Source organism: Bradyrhizobium sp. 2S1 (assembly GCF_011516625.5).
GTDB lineage: Bacteria > Pseudomonadota > Alphaproteobacteria > Rhizobiales > Xanthobacteraceae > Bradyrhizobium > Bradyrhizobium septentrionale.
The window spans coordinates 9,387,644-9,404,260 of the sequence record NZ_CP147717.1; the positions used below are offsets into that span (position 1 = coordinate 9,387,644).

The 16,617-nt window shown below is 65.1% G+C and carries 18 protein-coding genes; 2 read left to right on the forward strand and 16 right to left on the reverse strand.

Annotated elements, in window-relative coordinates:
- Positions 1 to 51 precede the first annotated feature (51 nt).
- The 16 genes from HAP54_RS44850 to HAP54_RS44925 form a co-directional block, all read right to left on the reverse strand.
- A complete protein-coding gene (locus HAP54_RS44850) occupies positions 52 to 1,071 on the reverse strand; it encodes a quinone oxidoreductase family protein (RefSeq protein WP_166297807.1) in 1,020 nt (339 codons plus the stop codon).
- A gap of 104 nt (positions 1,072 to 1,175) precedes the next feature.
- Positions 1,176 to 2,606, reverse strand: a complete 1,431-nt coding sequence (gene iaaH / locus HAP54_RS44855) for an indoleacetamide hydrolase (protein WP_166297808.1) — start codon at positions 2,604 to 2,606, stop codon at positions 1,176 to 1,178.
- Between the two features lie 33 nt (positions 2,607 to 2,639).
- Positions 2,640 to 3,971, reverse strand: a complete 1,332-nt coding sequence (paaK, locus tag HAP54_RS44860) for a phenylacetate--CoA ligase PaaK (protein WP_166297809.1) — start codon at positions 3,969 to 3,971, stop codon at positions 2,640 to 2,642.
- A 16-nt stretch (positions 3,972 to 3,987) separates the two neighbouring features.
- Positions 3,988 to 4,446 (reverse strand): hydroxyphenylacetyl-CoA thioesterase PaaI, encoded by a 459-nt coding sequence (gene paaI / locus HAP54_RS44865; protein ID WP_166297810.1) that lies wholly within the window; start codon positions 4,444 to 4,446, stop codon positions 3,988 to 3,990.
- A gap of 199 nt (positions 4,447 to 4,645) precedes the next feature.
- Complete coding sequence (gene paaE / locus HAP54_RS44870; RefSeq protein ID WP_166297811.1) at positions 4,646 to 5,722, reverse strand: 1,2-phenylacetyl-CoA epoxidase subunit PaaE; 1,077 nt, start codon at positions 5,720 to 5,722, stop codon at positions 4,646 to 4,648.
- A 2-nt stretch (positions 5,723 to 5,724) separates the two neighbouring features.
- A complete protein-coding gene (gene paaD, locus HAP54_RS44875; RefSeq protein WP_166297812.1) occupies positions 5,725 to 6,228 on the reverse strand; it encodes a 1,2-phenylacetyl-CoA epoxidase subunit PaaD in 504 nt (167 codons plus the stop codon).
- Positions 6,222 to 6,998, reverse strand: coding sequence for a 1,2-phenylacetyl-CoA epoxidase subunit PaaC (gene paaC / locus HAP54_RS44880; RefSeq protein WP_166297813.1), 777 nt, complete (start codon positions 6,996 to 6,998; stop codon positions 6,222 to 6,224). Before paaC ends, paaD begins: the two co-directional genes overlap by 7 nt.
- 144 nt (positions 6,999 to 7,142) lie before the next feature.
- Positions 7,143 to 7,430 (reverse strand): 1,2-phenylacetyl-CoA epoxidase subunit PaaB, encoded by a 288-nt coding sequence (paaB, locus tag HAP54_RS44885; protein WP_016842890.1) that lies wholly within the window; start codon positions 7,428 to 7,430, stop codon positions 7,143 to 7,145.
- An 11-nt stretch (positions 7,431 to 7,441) separates the two neighbouring features.
- Positions 7,442 to 8,434 (reverse strand): 1,2-phenylacetyl-CoA epoxidase subunit PaaA, encoded by a 993-nt coding sequence (gene paaA / locus HAP54_RS44890; RefSeq protein WP_166297814.1) that lies wholly within the window; start codon positions 8,432 to 8,434, stop codon positions 7,442 to 7,444.
- A gap of 76 nt (positions 8,435 to 8,510) precedes the next feature.
- Positions 8,511 to 9,380 carry a phenylacetic acid degradation operon negative regulatory protein PaaX gene (gene paaX, locus HAP54_RS44895; RefSeq protein ID WP_166297815.1) on the reverse strand — a complete coding sequence of 290 codons (870 nt, stop codon included), beginning with the start codon at positions 9,378 to 9,380 and terminating at the stop codon, positions 8,511 to 8,513.
- 207 nt (positions 9,381 to 9,587) lie between these two features.
- Positions 9,588 to 10,358 carry an esterase/lipase family protein gene (locus HAP54_RS44900; RefSeq protein WP_166297816.1) on the reverse strand — a complete coding sequence of 257 codons (771 nt, stop codon included), beginning with the start codon at positions 10,356 to 10,358 and terminating at the stop codon, positions 9,588 to 9,590.
- 205 nt (positions 10,359 to 10,563) lie between these two features.
- A complete protein-coding gene (locus tag HAP54_RS44905) occupies positions 10,564 to 11,847 on the reverse strand; it encodes a DUF445 domain-containing protein (RefSeq protein WP_166297817.1) in 1,284 nt (427 codons plus the stop codon).
- Between the two features lie 226 nt (positions 11,848 to 12,073).
- A complete protein-coding gene (locus HAP54_RS44910) occupies positions 12,074 to 12,550 on the reverse strand; it encodes a phasin (RefSeq protein WP_166297818.1) in 477 nt (158 codons plus the stop codon).
- Positions 12,551 to 12,731: 181 nt separating this feature from the next.
- Positions 12,732 to 13,328 carry a GNAT family N-acetyltransferase gene (locus HAP54_RS44915; protein WP_166297819.1) on the reverse strand — a complete coding sequence of 199 codons (597 nt, stop codon included), beginning with the start codon at positions 13,326 to 13,328 and terminating at the stop codon, positions 12,732 to 12,734.
- The gene (locus HAP54_RS44920) at positions 13,325 to 14,407 is read right to left on the reverse strand and encodes a PHA/PHB synthase family protein (RefSeq protein ID WP_166297820.1); all 1,083 of its coding nucleotides are present in this window, start codon (positions 14,405 to 14,407) and stop codon (positions 13,325 to 13,327) included. Before HAP54_RS44920 ends, HAP54_RS44915 begins: the two co-directional genes overlap by 4 nt.
- Positions 14,404 to 14,787: a hypothetical protein gene (locus HAP54_RS44925; protein WP_029078068.1), complete on the reverse strand. Its 384-nt coding sequence runs from the start codon at positions 14,785 to 14,787 to the stop codon at positions 14,404 to 14,406. Before HAP54_RS44925 ends, HAP54_RS44920 begins: the two co-directional genes overlap by 4 nt.
- Before the next feature lie 172 nt (positions 14,788 to 14,959).
- Here HAP54_RS44925 and HAP54_RS44930 point away from each other — a divergent pair, with 172 nt between their 5' ends.
- Positions 14,960 to 15,886 (forward strand): alpha/beta fold hydrolase, encoded by a 927-nt coding sequence (locus tag HAP54_RS44930; RefSeq protein ID WP_175619320.1) that lies wholly within the window; start codon positions 14,960 to 14,962, stop codon positions 15,884 to 15,886.
- Positions 15,887 to 16,153: 267 nt separating this feature from the next.
- Positions 16,154 to 16,549: a nuclear transport factor 2 family protein gene (locus tag HAP54_RS44935; RefSeq protein ID WP_414645753.1), complete on the forward strand. Its 396-nt coding sequence runs from the start codon at positions 16,154 to 16,156 to the stop codon at positions 16,547 to 16,549.
- The last annotated feature ends 68 nt before the right edge of the window (positions 16,550 to 16,617 follow it).

A 16,617-nucleotide genomic window follows, 5' to 3' on the forward strand; every position in this document is an offset into this window, starting at 1 on the left:
ACGGGAGAGAATTGATTGCTTCGTCGCTTCGCTCCTCGCAATGACGGTGAATTACGGTCGCAAGATCACGCGGTCGCGCGACGATCCCGCCACGGCAACAAACGCCGCCTTGGCCTGTTCCAGCGGATAGATCGCGCTCTGCCTGATCGGAAACGGCTTCAGATGTCCGCCGGCAAAGCCCGGCGCGAGCTCGCGCAGTACCTCGCCGGTCGCAACCGACGACAGCGCGAGCGTGTCGATGCCGACATAGGTGTGCTGTCCGCGGTAGAATTCGAGGATGTTGAACTGCACGATGCGGTCGACCGCGGCGATCAGGATCTGCCGGCCGCGCAGCGCCAGCGACTTGTGCGCGGCCTGGAAATAGGGATCGCCGACCGTGTTGTAGACGATGTCCGCGCCCTTGCCGCCGGTCAGCTCGCGCACCCGCGCCGCGACATCGGTGGTGGAGGCATCGATCACCTCGACCGGCGAATTGCTGTGGCCCTCATAGGGCTCGCGCTTGCGCACCACGCCGATCACGTGCGCGCCGTGCCAGCTTGCGATCTGCACCACAGCCTGGCCGACCTTGCCGTTGACGCCCATCACCAGCACGGTCTCACCCGTCTTCGGCAGTCCGGCGCGGCGCAGGCCTTCCATCGCGGTGACAAAGGGCACGCCGATCCCGGCGGCTTCGTCCCAGGAGATGCCGGCGGGTTTTTCCACCACCGCAGCACGCTCGACCACCAGGTGCGTGGCATGGGTGCCGTCGCGGCGGATGCCGAGGTCGCCGGACGAACCGAACACCTCGCGGCCGATCAGGTCCGAGGGGCCATCGATCACGACACCGGCGTAGTCGCGGCCGGACGTGCGCGGGAACACGGCATAGGGCATCAGCCCGGTTGCGGCCTTGACATCAGACGGATTGACCGCGGCGGCCTTCACCTCGATCAGCAGATCGTCGGGGCCGCGCGACAGCGCGTGCGTCTCGACCACCGGCGCCACCGCAGCCGCGTTCTCCGCCTTGGTCAACAGGCGCACGCAACGCGCTTCGACCTGATCAGGATTGGGATTGGGATGGAGAGCCGACGGCATGGAGAATCCAGTCTTGGTCGTGTTGCGTGACGCGAGGCCACGCTCCAACGCCATGACTAATCGACTGACCAATCAATTCAAGGGGCTTGTTGCGGCCGGCGGACTCAGAGCTTCGGCGGCGGCGCCGTGCCCAGGATCGCCTCGATCGACAAGCCAAGCCCGAGCAGTCTGGCATCGCTCCCGACCGGACCATCGATCTCGAGCCCGACTGGCAGGCCGCCCGGCGTCATGCCGGCATAGAGCGACAATCCGGGAAGGCCGGCGTTGCTGCCGGGATCAGTGTTCCGGATCATGGAGCCGAAAGTCGGCGTCGGCTCGCCGCCATTGATCGACATATCGCCGGACCCGCTCTTTTCGTCGATGACCGGTGCAGGCGCGATCGTGGTCGGAAACAGGATGGCATCCAGTTTGTTGTCCCTGACATACGCGGCATAGATCGCCTGCAGCGCCGGCCGCTGCACCTTGATCGCATCGTCATAGGCGGCGCCGAAGGCGTCCGTGGTGATGGCGCCGAATGCGCCGACGACGTCGGGGCTGGCGACCTTGGCGGCGATATCGGCAAGCGTGATTCCCTCGATCCCGGATGCGGCGAGCCAGGCCGGGATATCGGCGATCGGCTCATGCAGTGCGACGACGAAGGACACCTTGCCGTTCTGCTCGAACAGATCAGGCATATCGACATCGACCAGCACCACGCCAGCCGCTGTGAGCCGGGCGCAGGCTGCGCGGGCGACGGCCTCGACATCGCGATCGAGGCCGGCCCAGAAACAGGCGGGAATGCCGAGACGCACGCCGCGTAACGGAATGCTAGTGGCCAGCGGCGTGCCTGATATCACGGCATCGAGCAGCGCGACGTCGGCGACCGTGCGGCCCATCGGGCCGACGGTGTCGCGGGTATGGCTGATCGGAACTACCTCATTGTCATCGTGGTAGCGCCGCTCGGCGCCGCCATTGCCGACCGAAGGCCTGAGGCCAACGGTCCCAGTCAGCGCCGCGGGCACGCGGGTCGAGCCGCCGGTATCGGATCCGAGGCCACAGCTGACGATGCGCGCGGCGATCGCCGCCGACGTTCCGCCGGATGACCCGCCCGGAATCCGGCTGGTGTCGTACGGATTCCTCACGGGCCCCGCGAACGGCGCGAGATTGGTGCTGGTGATGCCGAAGGCGAGCTCGTGCAAATTGGTCTTGCCGATGACGACGGCACCCGCGTCGAGCAGCTTCTGCAGCGACGGTGCATTGCGTGCAGGCCGCGCGTGTTGCAGTGCCGGCGTGCCGCCCGATGTCGGCAGATCGGCAGTGTTGATATTGTCCTTGACGACGATCGGAAGCCCGGCCAGCACGCCGGTCCGCGTCCCGGCATCGACCTGGCGCGCGGCGGCAAGTGCGCCGTCGCGGTTCAGCACGATGAATGCGTTGAGGTCCTTGAGCCGCTCGGCGCGATCGAGCGCCGCCTCGACGACGCTGACCGCCGTCACCTTCCCGTCGCGGATCGCCGCCACGATCTCAGCGGCGGTCGTTTCAGTCGAATTTGCCATCGAACCCTGCGCCCTCTTGCTGTGGGCGCAAGGCTAGGCCTTCGGCCGCTTGTCGTAAACACGTTTCGCCTTGCCGAGCGACCGTTCTAGCGTCTCGGGGGCGACGACGCGGATGCGGGTGGAGATGCCGATCGTGTTCTTGATGAAGGCGGAGAGCTTCTCGGCGTGCGCGGTCAGCCCTTCGCCGTCCCAGCTTTCGGGACGGGCTTCGGCTAGCACCGTCATCTCGTCCATCCGGCCCTCGCGGGTCAATTCAATCACAAAATGGCCGCCGCACCAGTCGGTCGCCAGCAGCGCTTCCTCGATCTGGGTCGGGAACACGTTGACGCCGCGCAGGATGATCATGTCGTCGGAACGGCCGGTCACCTTCTCCATCCGCCGCATGCCGGGCCGCGCCGTGCCGGGCAACAGCCGCGTCAGGTCACGGGTGCGGTAGCGGATGATCGGAAAGCCTTCCTTGGTCAGCGAGGTGAACACCAGTTCGCCCTTCTCGCCATCGGCAAGCACCTTGCCGGTCACGGGATCGATCACTTCGGGGTAGAAGTGATCCTCCCAGATGTGCAGGCCGTCCTTGGTCTCCACGCATTCCTGCGCGACACCGGGACCGATCACCTCCGACAGACCATAGATATCGGTGGCGTCCATGTCGAAGGCGTGCTCGATCTCGACGCGCATCGCGTTGGTCCAGGGCTCGGCGCCGAAGATGCCGAACTTCAGCGACGATTTGCGCGGGTCGAGCCCTTGCCGCTTGAACTCGTCGAGGATCGCCAGCATGTAGCTCGGCGTCACCGTGATGATGTCGGGCCTGAAATCGTTGATGAGCTGCACTTGCCGCTCGGTCATGCCGCCGGAGATCGGGATCACCGTGCAGCCGAGTCGCTCGGCGCCGTAATGCGCGCCGAGGCCGCCGGTGAACAGGCCGTAGCCGTAGGCATTGTGCATCAGCATGCCGGTGCGGCCGCCGGCGGCGCGGATCGAGCGCGCCATCACATCCGCCCAGGTGTCGATGTCGGCCCTGGTGTAGCCGACCACGATCGGCTTGCCGGTCGTGCCCGACGAGGCATGAACCCGCACCAGCTGTTCGCGCGGCACCGCGAACATGTTGAAGGGGTAATTGTCGCGCAGATCGGTCTTCACGGTGAGCGGGAATTTGCCGAGATCGGAGAGCTGCCTGAAGTCGGACGGGTGAACGCCGGCGGCGTCGAAGCTCTTCTTGTAATGCGCGACATTGTCATAGGCGTGCTTGAGCGACCATGCGAGCCGCCTGGTCTGCAACGCCATGATCTCGTCGCGCGAGGCCCGTTCGGCGGCGTCGAGCTCGGCGTGATAGCCGCCATCCCTGACCTTGAGCTTTGCCGTCACCATCACATGTCTCCCGAAATCATGATGCCTTGATGTCCGTATCCGGCAGCCACGTGCCTTGTATCACCCGCGAATGCCCGCGGAATTCGGCGATCACGCTGTCGCCGGCAGTGACGCGCACGTCGTAGATTCCAGAGCGGCCGCTGCGCGAGATCTCGTGCGCGCTCGCCACCAGACGGTCGCCGAGCTTGCCGGGCCGGATGAAGGTGATGTTGCCCTGCGCCGCCACCGCGCGATCGTTGCGGCTGTTGCAGGCAAAGGCGAAGGCGGAATCCGCCAGCGTGAAGATGTAGCCGCCATGGCAGATGCGCTGGCCGTTGACCATGTGCGGCTGCACCGTCATCGCCATCACGGCCCGCCCCGGCCTGATCTCGACGAGCTCCATGCCGAGGCCCTTGCTGGCGTCGTCTTCCTTCCACATCGCATCCGCGCAGGCGCGGGCGATGTCCTCGGGCGATAGCGTGGCCTTCACGTTCACATCGAACTCCCTGTGCGCGGGCCCGTTGCAACGGGCCTCTCTGATTTCAAATCTTCAGTGCAGCGCCTGCGACGTCAACACTACTTCCGTCATTCCGGGATGGTCCGAAGGACCAGACCCGAAATCTCGAGATTCCCCGATGCGCCATTGCGCATCTGCGGTTCGACGCTGCGCATCGCCCCGGAATGACGATCAACAATCAGACGTGGTCGTAGTCGACCACGACCTTGCCGGAGCACGGCTTGGCCTGGCAGGTGAGGATGAACCCCGCCTTCAGCTCCCACGGCTCCAGCGAATAGTTCAGATCCATCGGCGCTTCGCCTTCGACCAGCTTGGCTCGGCAGGTCGAGCACATGCCGCCCTTGCAGGCGAACGGCAGATCCATGCCGGCGCGCAGCGCGGCGTCGAGGATCGACTCGCCGTCGGCGACCGGGACCTCGCGGCGCTTGCCGTCGATGATCAATCCGGCGATTGCCTTCGGCGGCGCGCCGGCGGGAACGACTACTTTCGGACGCGGCTTGCCGCCGAATTCCGACACGAAGCGTTCGACATGGATGCGCTCGTCGGCGATGCCGATCTCGCGGCAGGTCGCCTCGATGGTCTCGCTCATCGCGGCCGGGCCGCAGACGAAGACGTGATCGACGGTCGCAGCCGGCACCAGCGAGCGCAGCAGTACCCGCACCTTCTCGCCGTCGAGCCGGCCGTGCAGGATCGGAATGTCCTGCTCCTCGCCCGAGATCACGTGGAACACCGACAGCCGCTGCATGAAGCGGTCCTTCAGCTCCTCCAGCGCCTCGCGGAACATGACGCCTTCGGTCGAGCGATTGCCGTAGAACAGGAAGAACCGGCTGTCCGGCTCGCGCGCCAGCACGCCCTTGATGATCGAGAGGATCGGCGTGATGCCGCTGCCAGCAGCGAAGCCGACATAGGTCCGCGCTTCACCCGGCGCATGCGCGACGCCGAAACGGCCGGTCGGCGTCATCACGTCGAGCTCGTCGCCGGCCTTGATCTCATCGGCGGCCCAGTTCGAGAAGGCGCCGCCGTCGACCTTCTTCACCGCGATGCGCAGCTCGCCATCGTCGGGACCCGAGCAGATCGAATAGGAGCGGCGGACTTCCTCGCCGTCCATCGTGGTGCGCAGCGTCAGATATTGTCCCGGCGTGAAGCGGTAGTCGCCTTGCAGATCGTCGGGGATCGCAAAAGTCATCGAGATGGCGTCCGACGCCTCGCGGCGCAGATCGCTGACGGACAGACGGTGAAAGCGCGGGGTCGACATGGTCAATGACACTTGAAGTAGTCGAAGGGTTCACGGCAGCTCTTGCAACGCCACAGCGCCTTGCAGGAGGTCGAGCCGAATTCGGACAGCAGTTCGGTATCGCCCGATCCGCATTGCGGGCACGGCACCTGCTGCTCGCCGAACAGCGCGCGGCGCGAGGAGCCCGGCAGCGGCGGCGCGATGCCGTATTCCCTGAGCTTGCGCCGGCCGTCCTCGCTCATCCAGTCGGTGGTCCAGGCCGGCGACAGCACGGTGCGCACCTTCGGCCGGTGAATGCCTTCGCGCTCCAGTGCGAGCTCGATCTCGAGCGCGATCATGTTCATCGCCGGACAGCCGGAATAGGTCGGCGTGATCGCGACCTCGACATGGCCGTCGTGGACGGCGACATCGCGCAGCACGCCGAGATCGGCAATGGTCAGCACCGGAATCTCGGGATCGACCACCTGCGCGGCCGCGCTCCAGGCGCGCCGGCGCAGATCGGCATCGCTGATCGCCACCGTCACCATGTTGCCCCCGGGAAGGTCCGCTGCATCGACTGCAGCTCGCTGAGGAGATGGCCGAGATGCTCGCTGTGCCGGCCGCTGCGGCCGCCCTGCTGCATCCAGTTGCCGGATGGCAGCGCCAGCGTCGCCTCGTTGACGATGCCTGTAACCGTCTTCAGCCAGCGCGGCTGCAGCGCCGCCGGGTCGATTGCGATGCCGGCATCGATCAGGCTGCGCTCGCCGTCGTCGACCGCGAACATCTCGCCGGTATAGGCCCAGAGGTCGTCGATCGCATCCTGCGCGCGGCGATGGCTCTCCTCGGTGCCGTCACCGAGGCGGACGATCCATTCCGACGAATGCCGCAGGTGATAGGCACTCTCCTTCTCCGACTTCGCCGCGATCGCGGCGAAGGTCGGATCTGACGACGCCATCATCGCGCGCCAGTAGAGATCGGCGAACGCCGCGTGGAAGAACTGCCGCACCATGGTGCGGGCGAAGTCGCCATTCGGCTGCTCGACCAGCAGGAGATTGCGATACTGCCTGACGTCGCGCAGATAGGCGAACTTGTCTTCGTCATTGCCGCGGCCTTCGACCTTGGCAGCATAAGTGTAGAGCTCGCGGGCCTGGCCGAGCAGGTCGAGACCCATATTGGCGAGCGCCATGTCCTCTTCCATCGCGGGCGCATGGCCGCACCATTCGGAGAGGCGATGGCCGAGGATCAGCGCATCGTCGGCGCGGCGCAGCGCGTAGAGCACCAGCGGCGTTTCGGAGACTTCGATATTGGCGGTTGCCATGTTCTCTATTCCACCTGCATCCACTTGCTCGACGTCATCCTGAGGAGCCTGCGCAGCAGGCGTCTCGAAGGATGGCCGCGATTGCGATCGGGGCGTCATGGTTCGAGACGGCGCTACGCGCCTCCTCACCATGACGGATGAGAGTCACATATGCCCGACTTCGTCGGGGACGTCGTAGAAGGTCGGGTGACGGTAGATCTTGGATTCTGCCGGCTCGAACATCATGCCCTTCTCGGACGGATCGGACGCGGTGATCGCGTTCGAGGGCACCACCCAGATCGACAGCCCCTCGCCGCGCCGGGTGTAGATGTCGCGCGCGGCCTGCAGCGCCAGCGTGGCGTCGGCCGCGTGCAGCGAGCCGACATGCTTGTGCGCAAGCCCGTTGCGGCTGCGGATGAAGACTTCCCAGAGCGGAACGTTCGGCGTGGCCATGGCGGCGCTCCCTATTCTGCGGCTTGCGCGAGCTGGCGGCTCTTGCGCTTCTCGGCATAGGCCATCGCGGCTTCACGCACCCAGGCGCCTTCTTCATGCGCCTTGCGGCGGGCGGCAAGGCGATCGCGGTTGCAGGGACCGTTGCCTGCCAGCACCTGCTTGAACTCGTCCCAGTCGATCGGGCTGTGTTCCCAATTGCCGTTTTCGTTCTGCTTCATGCCGGGATCGGGAATCGTCAGCCCGAGGAACTCGGCTTGCGGTACGGTGGCGTCGATGAATTTCTGGCGCAGCTCGTCATTGGAGAAGCGCTTGATCTTCCATTTGGTCGAGGTGTCGCTGTGCTGGCTCACCTGGTCCGGTGGGCCGAACATCATCAGCACCGGCCACCACCAGCGATCGAGCGCGTTCTGCGCCATCGCCTTCTGCTCCGCGGTGCCGCGGCACAACGTCACCATGATCTCGAAGCCCTGGCGCTGATGGAACGACTCCTCCTTGCAGACGCGGATCATCGCGCGCGCATAGGGCCCGTAGGAACAGCGGCACAGCGGAATCTGGTTCATGATCGCCGCGCCGTCGACCAGCCAGCCGACGGTGCCGATGTCAGCCCAGGTCAGCGTCGGATAATTGAAGATCGAGGAATATTTCGCCTTGCCCGACAGCATCGCGTCGACGAGCTCCTCGCGCGAGGTGCCGAGCGTCTCGGCGGCGGCATAGAGGTATAGCCCGTGGCCACATTCGTCCTGCACCTTGGCCAGCAGCGCGGCCTTGCGGCGCAGCGACGGCGCACGGGTGATCCAGTTGCCCTCGGGAAGCATGCCGACGATTTCGGAGTGGGCGTGCTGGGAAATCTGCCGGGTCAGCGTCTTGCGGTACGCTGCCGGCATCCAGTCATTCGGCTCGATGCGCTCGTCGGCATCGATGCGGGCCTGGAACTGACTGGCACGGGCGACATCCTCGACGCCGCGATCGTCGCCGTCGGATGAGTTGAGCGCCTGCGTATACATGGCCGACCTCCCAGTGTGTTGTTGGGCGGGAATATATAACACAAATTTTCGAATGCAAGAACTTTTTGTAATATGTTCAGACGCCCTCGAAACGGCGCGCCACGGCCCCGTTGGGTTTCGGCAGCGGCCCGGCCTCGTTGGTGGCGTGGTCGTCAAGCCATTGTTCCGACGGCGAAAGCAGCCCGCGATAGATCTCGCCGCAGAGCTTCCGCGCGGCCCTGCCCGGCCAATCCTTCGGCAACAGAGGCGCCGGCAGCAGCGGATCGCGCAGCACGACGCGGCGGTAGTGGTGGATCAGAAGGATGCGTGCGGTGAAGGCATCGGCGTCGCTCAGCGTCTCGCCTCTGATGATCCAGCCGTGCAGCGGCTCGAACGTCTTCATGAATTTCAGATAGGCGTCTGCGGTGCGATCGAGCGGCCAGCTCTCGCTGAGCAGCCGGCGCCCGCTGTCGTCTTCCGCGGAGACTTCGAGACGGATCGCGCGCGACGCCTCGTCGGGGATCGGCACGCCCGAGGGCGCGACCCACACGCCGGGCAGCGGGCTGCCGAAGCCGGCATTCTTCAGCGCCTCGCGCGCGGCGTCGCGGTCCTCGGCATTGCCGATCAACAGCAGCTCGAAGCGGCCGGTCCAGTCCGAAGGCGGCGGATCGTAGATGTGCCGCGTCGCGGTGTCGAAGGTCTGCCGTCCGCGGGCGTTCAACCTATAGAAGCTGTTGCGGCCGACCTTGTTCCGCTCGAGCCAGCCGTCGGCGGCGAGCCGCGACATCGCAGTCCGCACCACATTGCCGTCGATGTCGAGCGACTTGAAGAACTCGAGCAGCGTGCCGAGCCACACCGAGCCGCCACGCGGCACGATGGAATCGCCGAACACGGTGATGATGATCGAGCCCGTGCGTGACGGCTCGCGCTTCAGCTGGTCGACGATGCGGGCAAGCGGCTGCGGCATGCCTCAACGCATAGCGCGTTTTGTCGATTCACGACAATGCGGGCATCTTCTCCTTCTCCCCGCGTGCGGGGAGAAGGTCGGGATGAGGGGGAGCCTCCGCAAATACGGTGAGAGACCCAGACGTGGAGAGTCCCCCTCACCCGGATTGCTTCGCAATCCGACCTCTCCCCGCAAGCGGGGCGAGGTGAAGAGAGACCTTCGCAACGCTTATCGATTCGGATCCGGATAGACGACGCTGCGCCAGCCGCTGCGATCGAACGGCGCCCACTCGCCTTCCTTCTGCGCAAGGCGATCGGCGACCGCGTAGACAACGGCCGGGTGATGGCCCATGCCGCAATGGCTGCTCTCGACCTCGATGCTTTCGGTCATCGACGAACTCTGCTCGCGGCAGCCCTGCCAGGCACAGACGCCGTCGGTGCGGCTGAAGATCGCGGTGGTCGGCACCGGCGGTGTGCTGGCGAGCGAGCCGCCGAAACGCTGGTCCTCTTGCTCGGCGCGGCGGCCGCTGGCCATCTCGTAGACGCGCCAGGCATTGGTCGACTTCGGACCCGCGGCAAACGGGCTGCCGAGCGTGATCACCTGCCGCACGCGCTCCGGCATCATCTTGGCGAGCTGGCGCGCATAGAGGCCGCCGAGACTCCAGCCGATCACCGAGACCTTGCGGCCGCTGGTTTCATTCATCTCCTGCAGCAGCTCGACCATCCCGTCCTGCACGCCAGAACGAAGCCCGAGGTTGCGGCCCTGGCGCCAGCCACTGACGGCGTAGCCCTTGCTCCTGAGGAAGGAGCGCAGCGGCCGGGTCGACGTGTCAGAGGCGATCAGCCCAGGCAGCACCAGCACCGGATGCCCATCGCCGCGCGGCGCGAGGCTCAACAGCGGCAATGCACCAAGGAAGGCACCGAGCTCATGAATGGCGCGGCCTTCCAGAAACATCAGCGTCCTGGACGGCGGGCGTAGCGTCTGCGCAGCAACGGACATTTCAACTCCTCTTTGGCGCACGGCCCCTGACGTCGCGGCGGCCGGCAATGGGATCAGCGGGAATGGGTCAACAGGATTGACGCAAACCCGGCGGAATCGTTCCGCAACGCAACAATCAACTTGAAAAGCTAGGGAACCGATCACTTCCGTGCAAGCGGTCCGGGTCACACTTGCCACAACTTAAGTGACCTCCGTGCCCAATCGGTCACAGCAGCCGAAGCACATATTCCAGGGTGTAAAGTGCGAGACCGGCAAGTCCGCCGATCAGCGAGCCGTTGAAGCGGATGTATTGCAGATCCTTGCCGACATTGACCTCGATCAGCTGCAGCAATTGCTCCATGTCCCAGCTCTTCATCTGGTCGGCGATGAAGGTCGAGACGCCGCTCTTCTGCTCGGCCACGACGGTGCGCAGGATCGCGACCAGCCCCTGGTTGATCTCGCCGCGCATGTCGGCGTCGCCGTCGAGTGCCTCGCCGGCCTCGACGAACATTCTCGCCAGCTGATGTTGCAGCACCTGCGACTCGCCCGAGGCGCTGCGCTCGATGAAATCCTTGACGTTGGCCCAGATGGTGCGGCCGAGATTGGCGAGCTCCGGCCGCGCCAAGAGGTCGCGCTTGAGACCTTCGATGCGATCGGAGAACGCCTTGTCGCTGCCGAGACGGTCGACGAACGACAGCAGCATGCGGTCGAACTCGCCGCGGAACGGATGCTGCGGATCGTTGCGCACTTCCTCGAAGAATTTCGTGGCCGAGGCGATGATGCGGTTCACCACGAATTTGTCGGCGCGATAAAGTCTCAGCAGCGTCGGCATCTCGGCGCGGACCTTGTCGCGGATCACGGCCATGGTCTCCTGCTGCGTCAGCGTCTGGTGCAGCACGCGCAGGATGTCGTCGAGCAGGCCGGCATGCTTGCCCTCCTGCACGAAGCCGCGCAGCGCGCCGGCCGCAAGTGGCGCGAGATCGATCGAGAGCGCCTGCGTCGTGATGCGGCGGCTGATGAACTGCATCAAGCCTGAGCTCTCGGTTGCCGCGAACGCTTCGGGCAACATCCGCAGTACGAAGCGGGCCAGATCCTCCGATCGTTTGCGGTCGCGCAGCCAGTCGGCGATGAACGAACCGAAGTCGATCTCGCGCAGCTTGGCCTCGACCGGACCGGATTCAAGGAAATTGTTCTCGATGAATTCGCCGAGCTTCTCGGCGATGCGTTCCTGATTGCTCTGGATGATCGCGGTGTGCGGGATCGGCAGCCCCAGCGGCCGCTTGAACAGCGCAACGACGGCATACCAGTCGGCGAGCCCGCCGATGGTCGCGGCCTCGGCAAACGCCGCGATGAAGCCGAACACCGGATGCGTCGACAACAGCGCCTTCGACGCCATGAAAATGATGAAGGTTGCCGCCAGCACGCCGGTCGCCAGCCACTTGACGCGCCGCAGCTCGGCCGCGCGTTCGGCGTCGACGGGCGTTGCGATGAGGGCGGCGGGAAGGGTCATCGGGACTTTCGAGTGAACGCTAGTTTACCTAGGTGCCACACGCCCGGGCGTCATCCTGAGGTGCGCGCACTTTGCGCGCCTCGAAGGATGGCCACAAGCACCGTCGCTAGCTCCCATCCTTCGAGGCTCGCTCCGCTCGCACCTCAGGATGACGTCGGAGGGGGCAAAAAAGAAGGCCCGCAAAATGGCGGGCCTTCGAAAAGGGCAGTGGTCGGTGCAAGCGCGATCAGGCGGTCTTGCTGTAGACCTTGGCGAAGTTGTCCTGCGCGGTCTTCGCACCGTCGGTGACGAGCTTGCCGAGATACTCGGTCGTGGCCTTCGCCCGCGAGACGAACAGTTCGCCACGCGCACGGACCATGTCCGACTGGATCTGGGCGGCTTCGCTCAGCGACTTGGCCGACGCGAGCTTGTCGATGCCGGCGAAGAACGCCTCGGCGTCCTGGTAGAGCGCCTGCTGGATGTTGCGGCTGATCTTGGCGGCTTCGGTCACCGAACCGGCAACAGCGGTCTCGATCACGTTGGTCACCTTCTCGGAGCCGGCATACGCGTCGGCGGCACGGGTCTTGGCGGCCTCGGCCTGCTTCTTCACGAACTCACGGGCGGCTTCCGGAACTTCCAGGTTCTGGAGCTTGGTGAACGCCTCGGTGACGGGCGCGAAGGCTTCCTTGACGCTGTTCAGCACGGAATTGGTTTCGGTGGTCATTGGGGTCTCTCCATCCTCAGGTTTGAGCTATGGGCTCACCCCGTCCGGATTGGCCCGGGGCAAAAGTGTTATGACACATCCTATGGTGCGCCGCAACATAGATGTTGCAGCGCGATATCACAAACACGTGAGAAGCGAGAATATCCGGCAAACTGCCTACGGAACCAGCAGCTTAAGGTATTTAGCCACCCCCAACCGCGCCGGGCAGCCCATAAGCCTCCATCTGGGCGCGGACCTGCGCCACATTGTGCCCAAGCACGACGATGTCGTGGGTCTTGCCCTCGACATCGCGGACATGGTCGCGCAGCAGGGCCTCCGCCTTGAAGCCGAGGCTTTCGAACAACGCGATCGCCGCCCGCTGGTCGACTGTCATCTGCACCGAGAACTTCTCCAAGCCGGCGCCGAGCGCGATGGCGAAGGTCTCCTGCGACAGCGCCCGGCCGACGCCCTGCCCGCGGACGTCGAGCGACACCAACATGCGGATCTCGCCGACATGCGGCGACCAGGAGTGCGGATCGCGCACCAGCGTGCCGCAGCCGACCACCTTGCCATCCTTGATCGCGAGCAGGCTCGTGATGTCGCCGCGATCGATCTCGTTGACCCAGGCCGACAGCACCTTCGGCTGGCTGATGTTGCGCGGCAGGAACAGCAGATCGTGCGTCGGCAGCTTTTGCGCGAAGGCCAGCACCGCGGCCTCGTCGGCCCTCGCCATCAAGCGGAACTCGATATCGCCGGCCTCGGTCTTGACGTGGCGCGGATAGGAACGTTGTTCGGTCATGTCGATCTCTTGCCCAACCAGGAGTCCAGTTTCGGCCACAGCCGCTTGATTGCATTGGCGCCGGCGACCAGCGAGACGTGACCGCCTTTCAGCATCACCTCCTCCTTGTCCTCGGAGCCGATCTTGGGGATGAGGTGCTTTGCCGCGTCATACGGCACGATGTGGTCGTGCTCGGCGACCGCGTGCAGGATCGGCACCTTGATGTTGGCAAGCTTCGCCTCGCGGCCGCCGACCGTCATGCTGTCGTTGTAGAGCTTGTTGTCCCACATCAGGTTCTTGACGGTCTGGCGAAAATATTCGCCCGCCAGCGGCAGCGTGTCCGTGCCCCAGCGATCCATCATCCGGTAGCCCTTGACGTATTCGTCGTTCCAGATGTTGTCCCACAACTGCACCTGGCTGAATACGCGCGACGCCGGCCGCAGCATATCGAACGACGTCATGATCATGTCGCCCGGCACGTTGCCGACGCTGTCGACCAGCTTGTCGACGTCGAAATATCGCCGGTCGGAGAAATTCTGGAACAGCTTCATCTCGCGGAAATCGATCGGCGTGGTGAAGCAGATCAGGTTCTTCATCGGCCCGTCGTTGAAGATCGAGCCGTAGAGCAGCGACAGCACGCCGCCGAAGCAATAGCCGATCACCGAGACGTCCTGCTCGCCGGAGTCCTGCTGCACGCGGCGGACCGACTCCGGGATGAAATCCAGGACGTAGTCCTCCATGCTCAGCGTTTTCTCCTCCGGCTTCGGCGCGGTCCAGTCCAGCATGTAGACGTCGTAGCCGCGCTTGAGCATGAACTCGATGAAGCTTTGGCCCGGCACCAGATCGAGGATGTAGCCGCGGTTGGTGGTCGCCATCACGATCAGGATCGGCACGCGATAGACTTCGCTCGCCATCGGCCGGTAGTGATAGAGATTCATGGTGCCGCGCGAATACAGCACGTCCTTCGGCGTCAAGCCGAGCGAGGGACCAGAGCTCGAGATGTACTCGACGCCCTTGATGCTGCGCTGGATCGCGCGCTGCACCTCGGACTGCACCCGCTCCGCGATCGAGGCGACGTCAAACCCCGTGGAAGCGTTCATTTGGGCTCTCCCTCGGATGGCGGGCGTTTGGTGCGCGGCGGCCGTGGCGTTGCGCCGAAGCCATCCCCCGGCGCCAGCGAATTGTGGTGCACCTGCTGCAAGAGCGTCTTGATCTCGTTGAGCTGGTTCTCCATCGACTGCAGGCGCTCGGCCATGCCGACGAGCTGGGCGCGGCTCGGCAGGTTCATCGCGAGAAGATATTTCTCCATCAGTTCGCCGAGCTGCCGCTGCGCGCCCGCCGCGGCACCGCCGGCCTGATTCATCAACTTGGAGAATTCCGGCGATGCCATTAACTGGTTGCCGAAGGAGTTGAACCCCTTCTCCATCTCACCCATCATCGTCTGCCAGATCACGGCAGGGTCGTTGCCCTTGTCGGCCATGCGGCGCTCCTCCACACCAAATCCGAGCGCTTGCCGCGCTTCCGCTTGTTTCCGCCATACGACACTGTTGCCGTGGATCGGTCAACAGCACGGCCCGACCCACGGCGTCGAAGCCCTTCTGCGCCGCATCAAAGCGTGGCATAGAGGTTCCTGACCGCGATACCAGCAGGGGATGCCCGTGACCACGCTCGCCCATCAGCCGCCGCAGCTCGCCCGCGCCAATGGCATCGACATCTGCTACGAGATTTTTGGCGATGCGAATGCCGAGCCGCTGCTGCTGATCATGGGGCTCGGCGCCCAGATGATCCATTGGGACGACGGATTCTGCCGGCAGCTCGCCGCGCGCGGCTTTCGCGTGATCCGATTCGACAACAGGGATATCGGCAAGTCCTCCCGCCTGAGCGGCGGCAAGCGGCTGTCCGCGCTCGAGCTGCTCAAGCTGCGTTTCCTGAAGATCCCGGTCGCCGCGCCGTACCGGCTGATCGACATGGCGCGGGACACCGTCGGCTCGATGGACGCACTCGGCATCCGCACCGCGCATCTGGTCGGCGCCTCGATGGGCGGCATGATCGCGCAGGAGGTTGCGATCACTTTCCCCGAGCGCGTGCGCTCGCTGACCTCGATCATGTCGACTACGGGCAACCCGAAGATACCTGGGCCGACCCGCGAAGCGACCGCGGTGCTGATGGCGCCGCCGCCTAAGAGCAAGGAGGAATACTTCGCGCGCTTCGGTCAGACCTGGAAGGTGCTGCGCAACGGCTCGTTCCCCGAGGATGAGGCGCTCGACCCCGAGCGCGCGCGGCGCACCTTTGAGCGCGGCCTCAATCCGGAAGGCGTCGGCCGCCAGCTGCGCGCCATCCTCGCCTCCGGCAGCCGCAAGGAACGGCTGCGCGGCGTCAAGGCGCCGACGCTGGTGATCCACGGCACCGTCGATCCGCTGGTGCATCCCGAAGGCGGCAAGGACACTGCGGTCTCGATCCCGGGCGCAAAGCTCGTGATGGTCGAGGGCATGGGCCATGCGCTGCCGATCCCGATGTGGCCGCAGATCATCGACGCCATCGACAAGCACGCGCATGGCGCGGCGGCCAAGGCCGCGTGAGGCCGGAGCGTTTTCGAGCGAAGTGGATACCGGTTCGCGTGATAAAGCCCCGTTCCGATTCAATCGGAACGGAAAGGGCTCTGGTATCTCCCGGTAACCATGTGAGCCAGGGGTGCGTTCTTCCGGGCGCCGCGTAGAGGCTGTAGAGAACGCAGTGCAGCGTGCGGGTCGCGCGCCATCAGCCTCGGGAGTCCCCAGATGAACACCATCCTCCGGCCGCGGACAGCGGTCGCCGCTCTCCTCCTCGCGCTCGCGTCATCCACCGCGATGGCCGCCACCAGCGAAGCGCAGCAGGAAGCCAACCGCAAGGCGGTGCTGGCCTTCTACGAGAAGGGGCTGAACCAGAAGGACGCCGACGCGGCGCTCGCCTATGTCGGCAACCGCTATGTGCAGCACAATCCCGGCGCTGCCGACGGCCCCGACGGCTTCCGCAAGTTCATCGGCTTCCTGCGCGAGAAGTTTCCCAACTCGCACAGCGAGATCAAGCGTTCGTTCGTCGACGGCGACTACGTGATCCTGCACGTCCATGCCGTGCGCGAGCCCGGCACCCGCGGCAATGCGATCGTCGACATCTTCAAGCTCGAGGGCGGGAAGATCGTCGAGCATTGGGACGTGGTGCAGCCCGTTCCGGAAAATCCGGCGAACAGCAACACGATGTTCTGATTTGTTGCGACGGGATCGGATTTCCTCATGGTGAGGAGCGCCAACGGGTCCGCGCGAAGCGCGGCCCG

What these genes read in the sequence shown, in the direction of transcription:
- HAP54_RS44850 (WP_166297807.1), bottom strand. Translation starts at nt 1,071, where the DNA reads ATGCCGTCGGCTCTCCATCCCAATCCCAATCCTGATCAGGTCGAAGCG.
- HAP54_RS44930 (WP_175619320.1), top strand. Translation starts at nt 14,960, where the DNA reads ATGCCCGTGACCACGCTCGCCCATCAGCCGCCGCAGCTCGCCCGCGCC.
- iaaH (WP_166297808.1), bottom strand. Translation starts at nt 2,606, where the DNA reads ATGGCAAATTCGACTGAAACGACCGCCGCTGAGATCGTGGCGGCGATC.
- HAP54_RS44900 (WP_166297816.1), bottom strand. Translation starts at nt 10,358, where the DNA reads ATGTCCGTTGCTGCGCAGACGCTACGCCCGCCGTCCAGGACGCTGATG.
- HAP54_RS44920 (WP_166297820.1), bottom strand. Translation starts at nt 14,407, where the DNA reads ATGAACGCTTCCACGGGGTTTGACGTCGCCTCGATCGCGGAGCGGGTG.
- paaX (WP_166297815.1), bottom strand. Translation starts at nt 9,380, where the DNA reads ATGCCGCAGCCGCTTGCCCGCATCGTCGACCAGCTGAAGCGCGAGCCG.
- paaK (WP_166297809.1), bottom strand. Translation starts at nt 3,971, where the DNA reads ATGGTGACGGCAAAGCTCAAGGTCAGGGATGGCGGCTATCACGCCGAG.
- HAP54_RS44925 (WP_029078068.1), bottom strand. Translation starts at nt 14,787, where the DNA reads ATGGCCGACAAGGGCAACGACCCTGCCGTGATCTGGCAGACGATGATG.
- paaB (WP_016842890.1), bottom strand. Translation starts at nt 7,430, where the DNA reads ATGGCCACGCCGAACGTTCCGCTCTGGGAAGTCTTCATCCGCAGCCGC.
- HAP54_RS44905 (WP_166297817.1), bottom strand. Translation starts at nt 11,847, where the DNA reads ATGACCCTTCCCGCCGCCCTCATCGCAACGCCCGTCGACGCCGAACGC.
- paaE (WP_166297811.1), bottom strand. Translation starts at nt 5,722, where the DNA reads ATGTCGACCCCGCGCTTTCACCGTCTGTCCGTCAGCGATCTGCGCCGC.
- paaD (WP_166297812.1), bottom strand. Translation starts at nt 6,228, where the DNA reads ATGGTGACGGTGGCGATCAGCGATGCCGATCTGCGCCGGCGCGCCTGG.
- HAP54_RS44915 (WP_166297819.1), bottom strand. Translation starts at nt 13,328, where the DNA reads ATGACCGAACAACGTTCCTATCCGCGCCACGTCAAGACCGAGGCCGGC.
- HAP54_RS44910 (WP_166297818.1), bottom strand. Translation starts at nt 12,550, where the DNA reads ATGACCACCGAAACCAATTCCGTGCTGAACAGCGTCAAGGAAGCCTTC.
- paaC (WP_166297813.1), bottom strand. Translation starts at nt 6,998, where the DNA reads ATGGCAACCGCCAATATCGAAGTCTCCGAAACGCCGCTGGTGCTCTAC.
- paaA (WP_166297814.1), bottom strand. Translation starts at nt 8,434, where the DNA reads ATGTATACGCAGGCGCTCAACTCATCCGACGGCGACGATCGCGGCGTC.
- HAP54_RS44935 (WP_414645753.1), top strand. Translation starts at nt 16,154, where the DNA reads ATGGCCGCCACCAGCGAAGCGCAGCAGGAAGCCAACCGCAAGGCGGTG.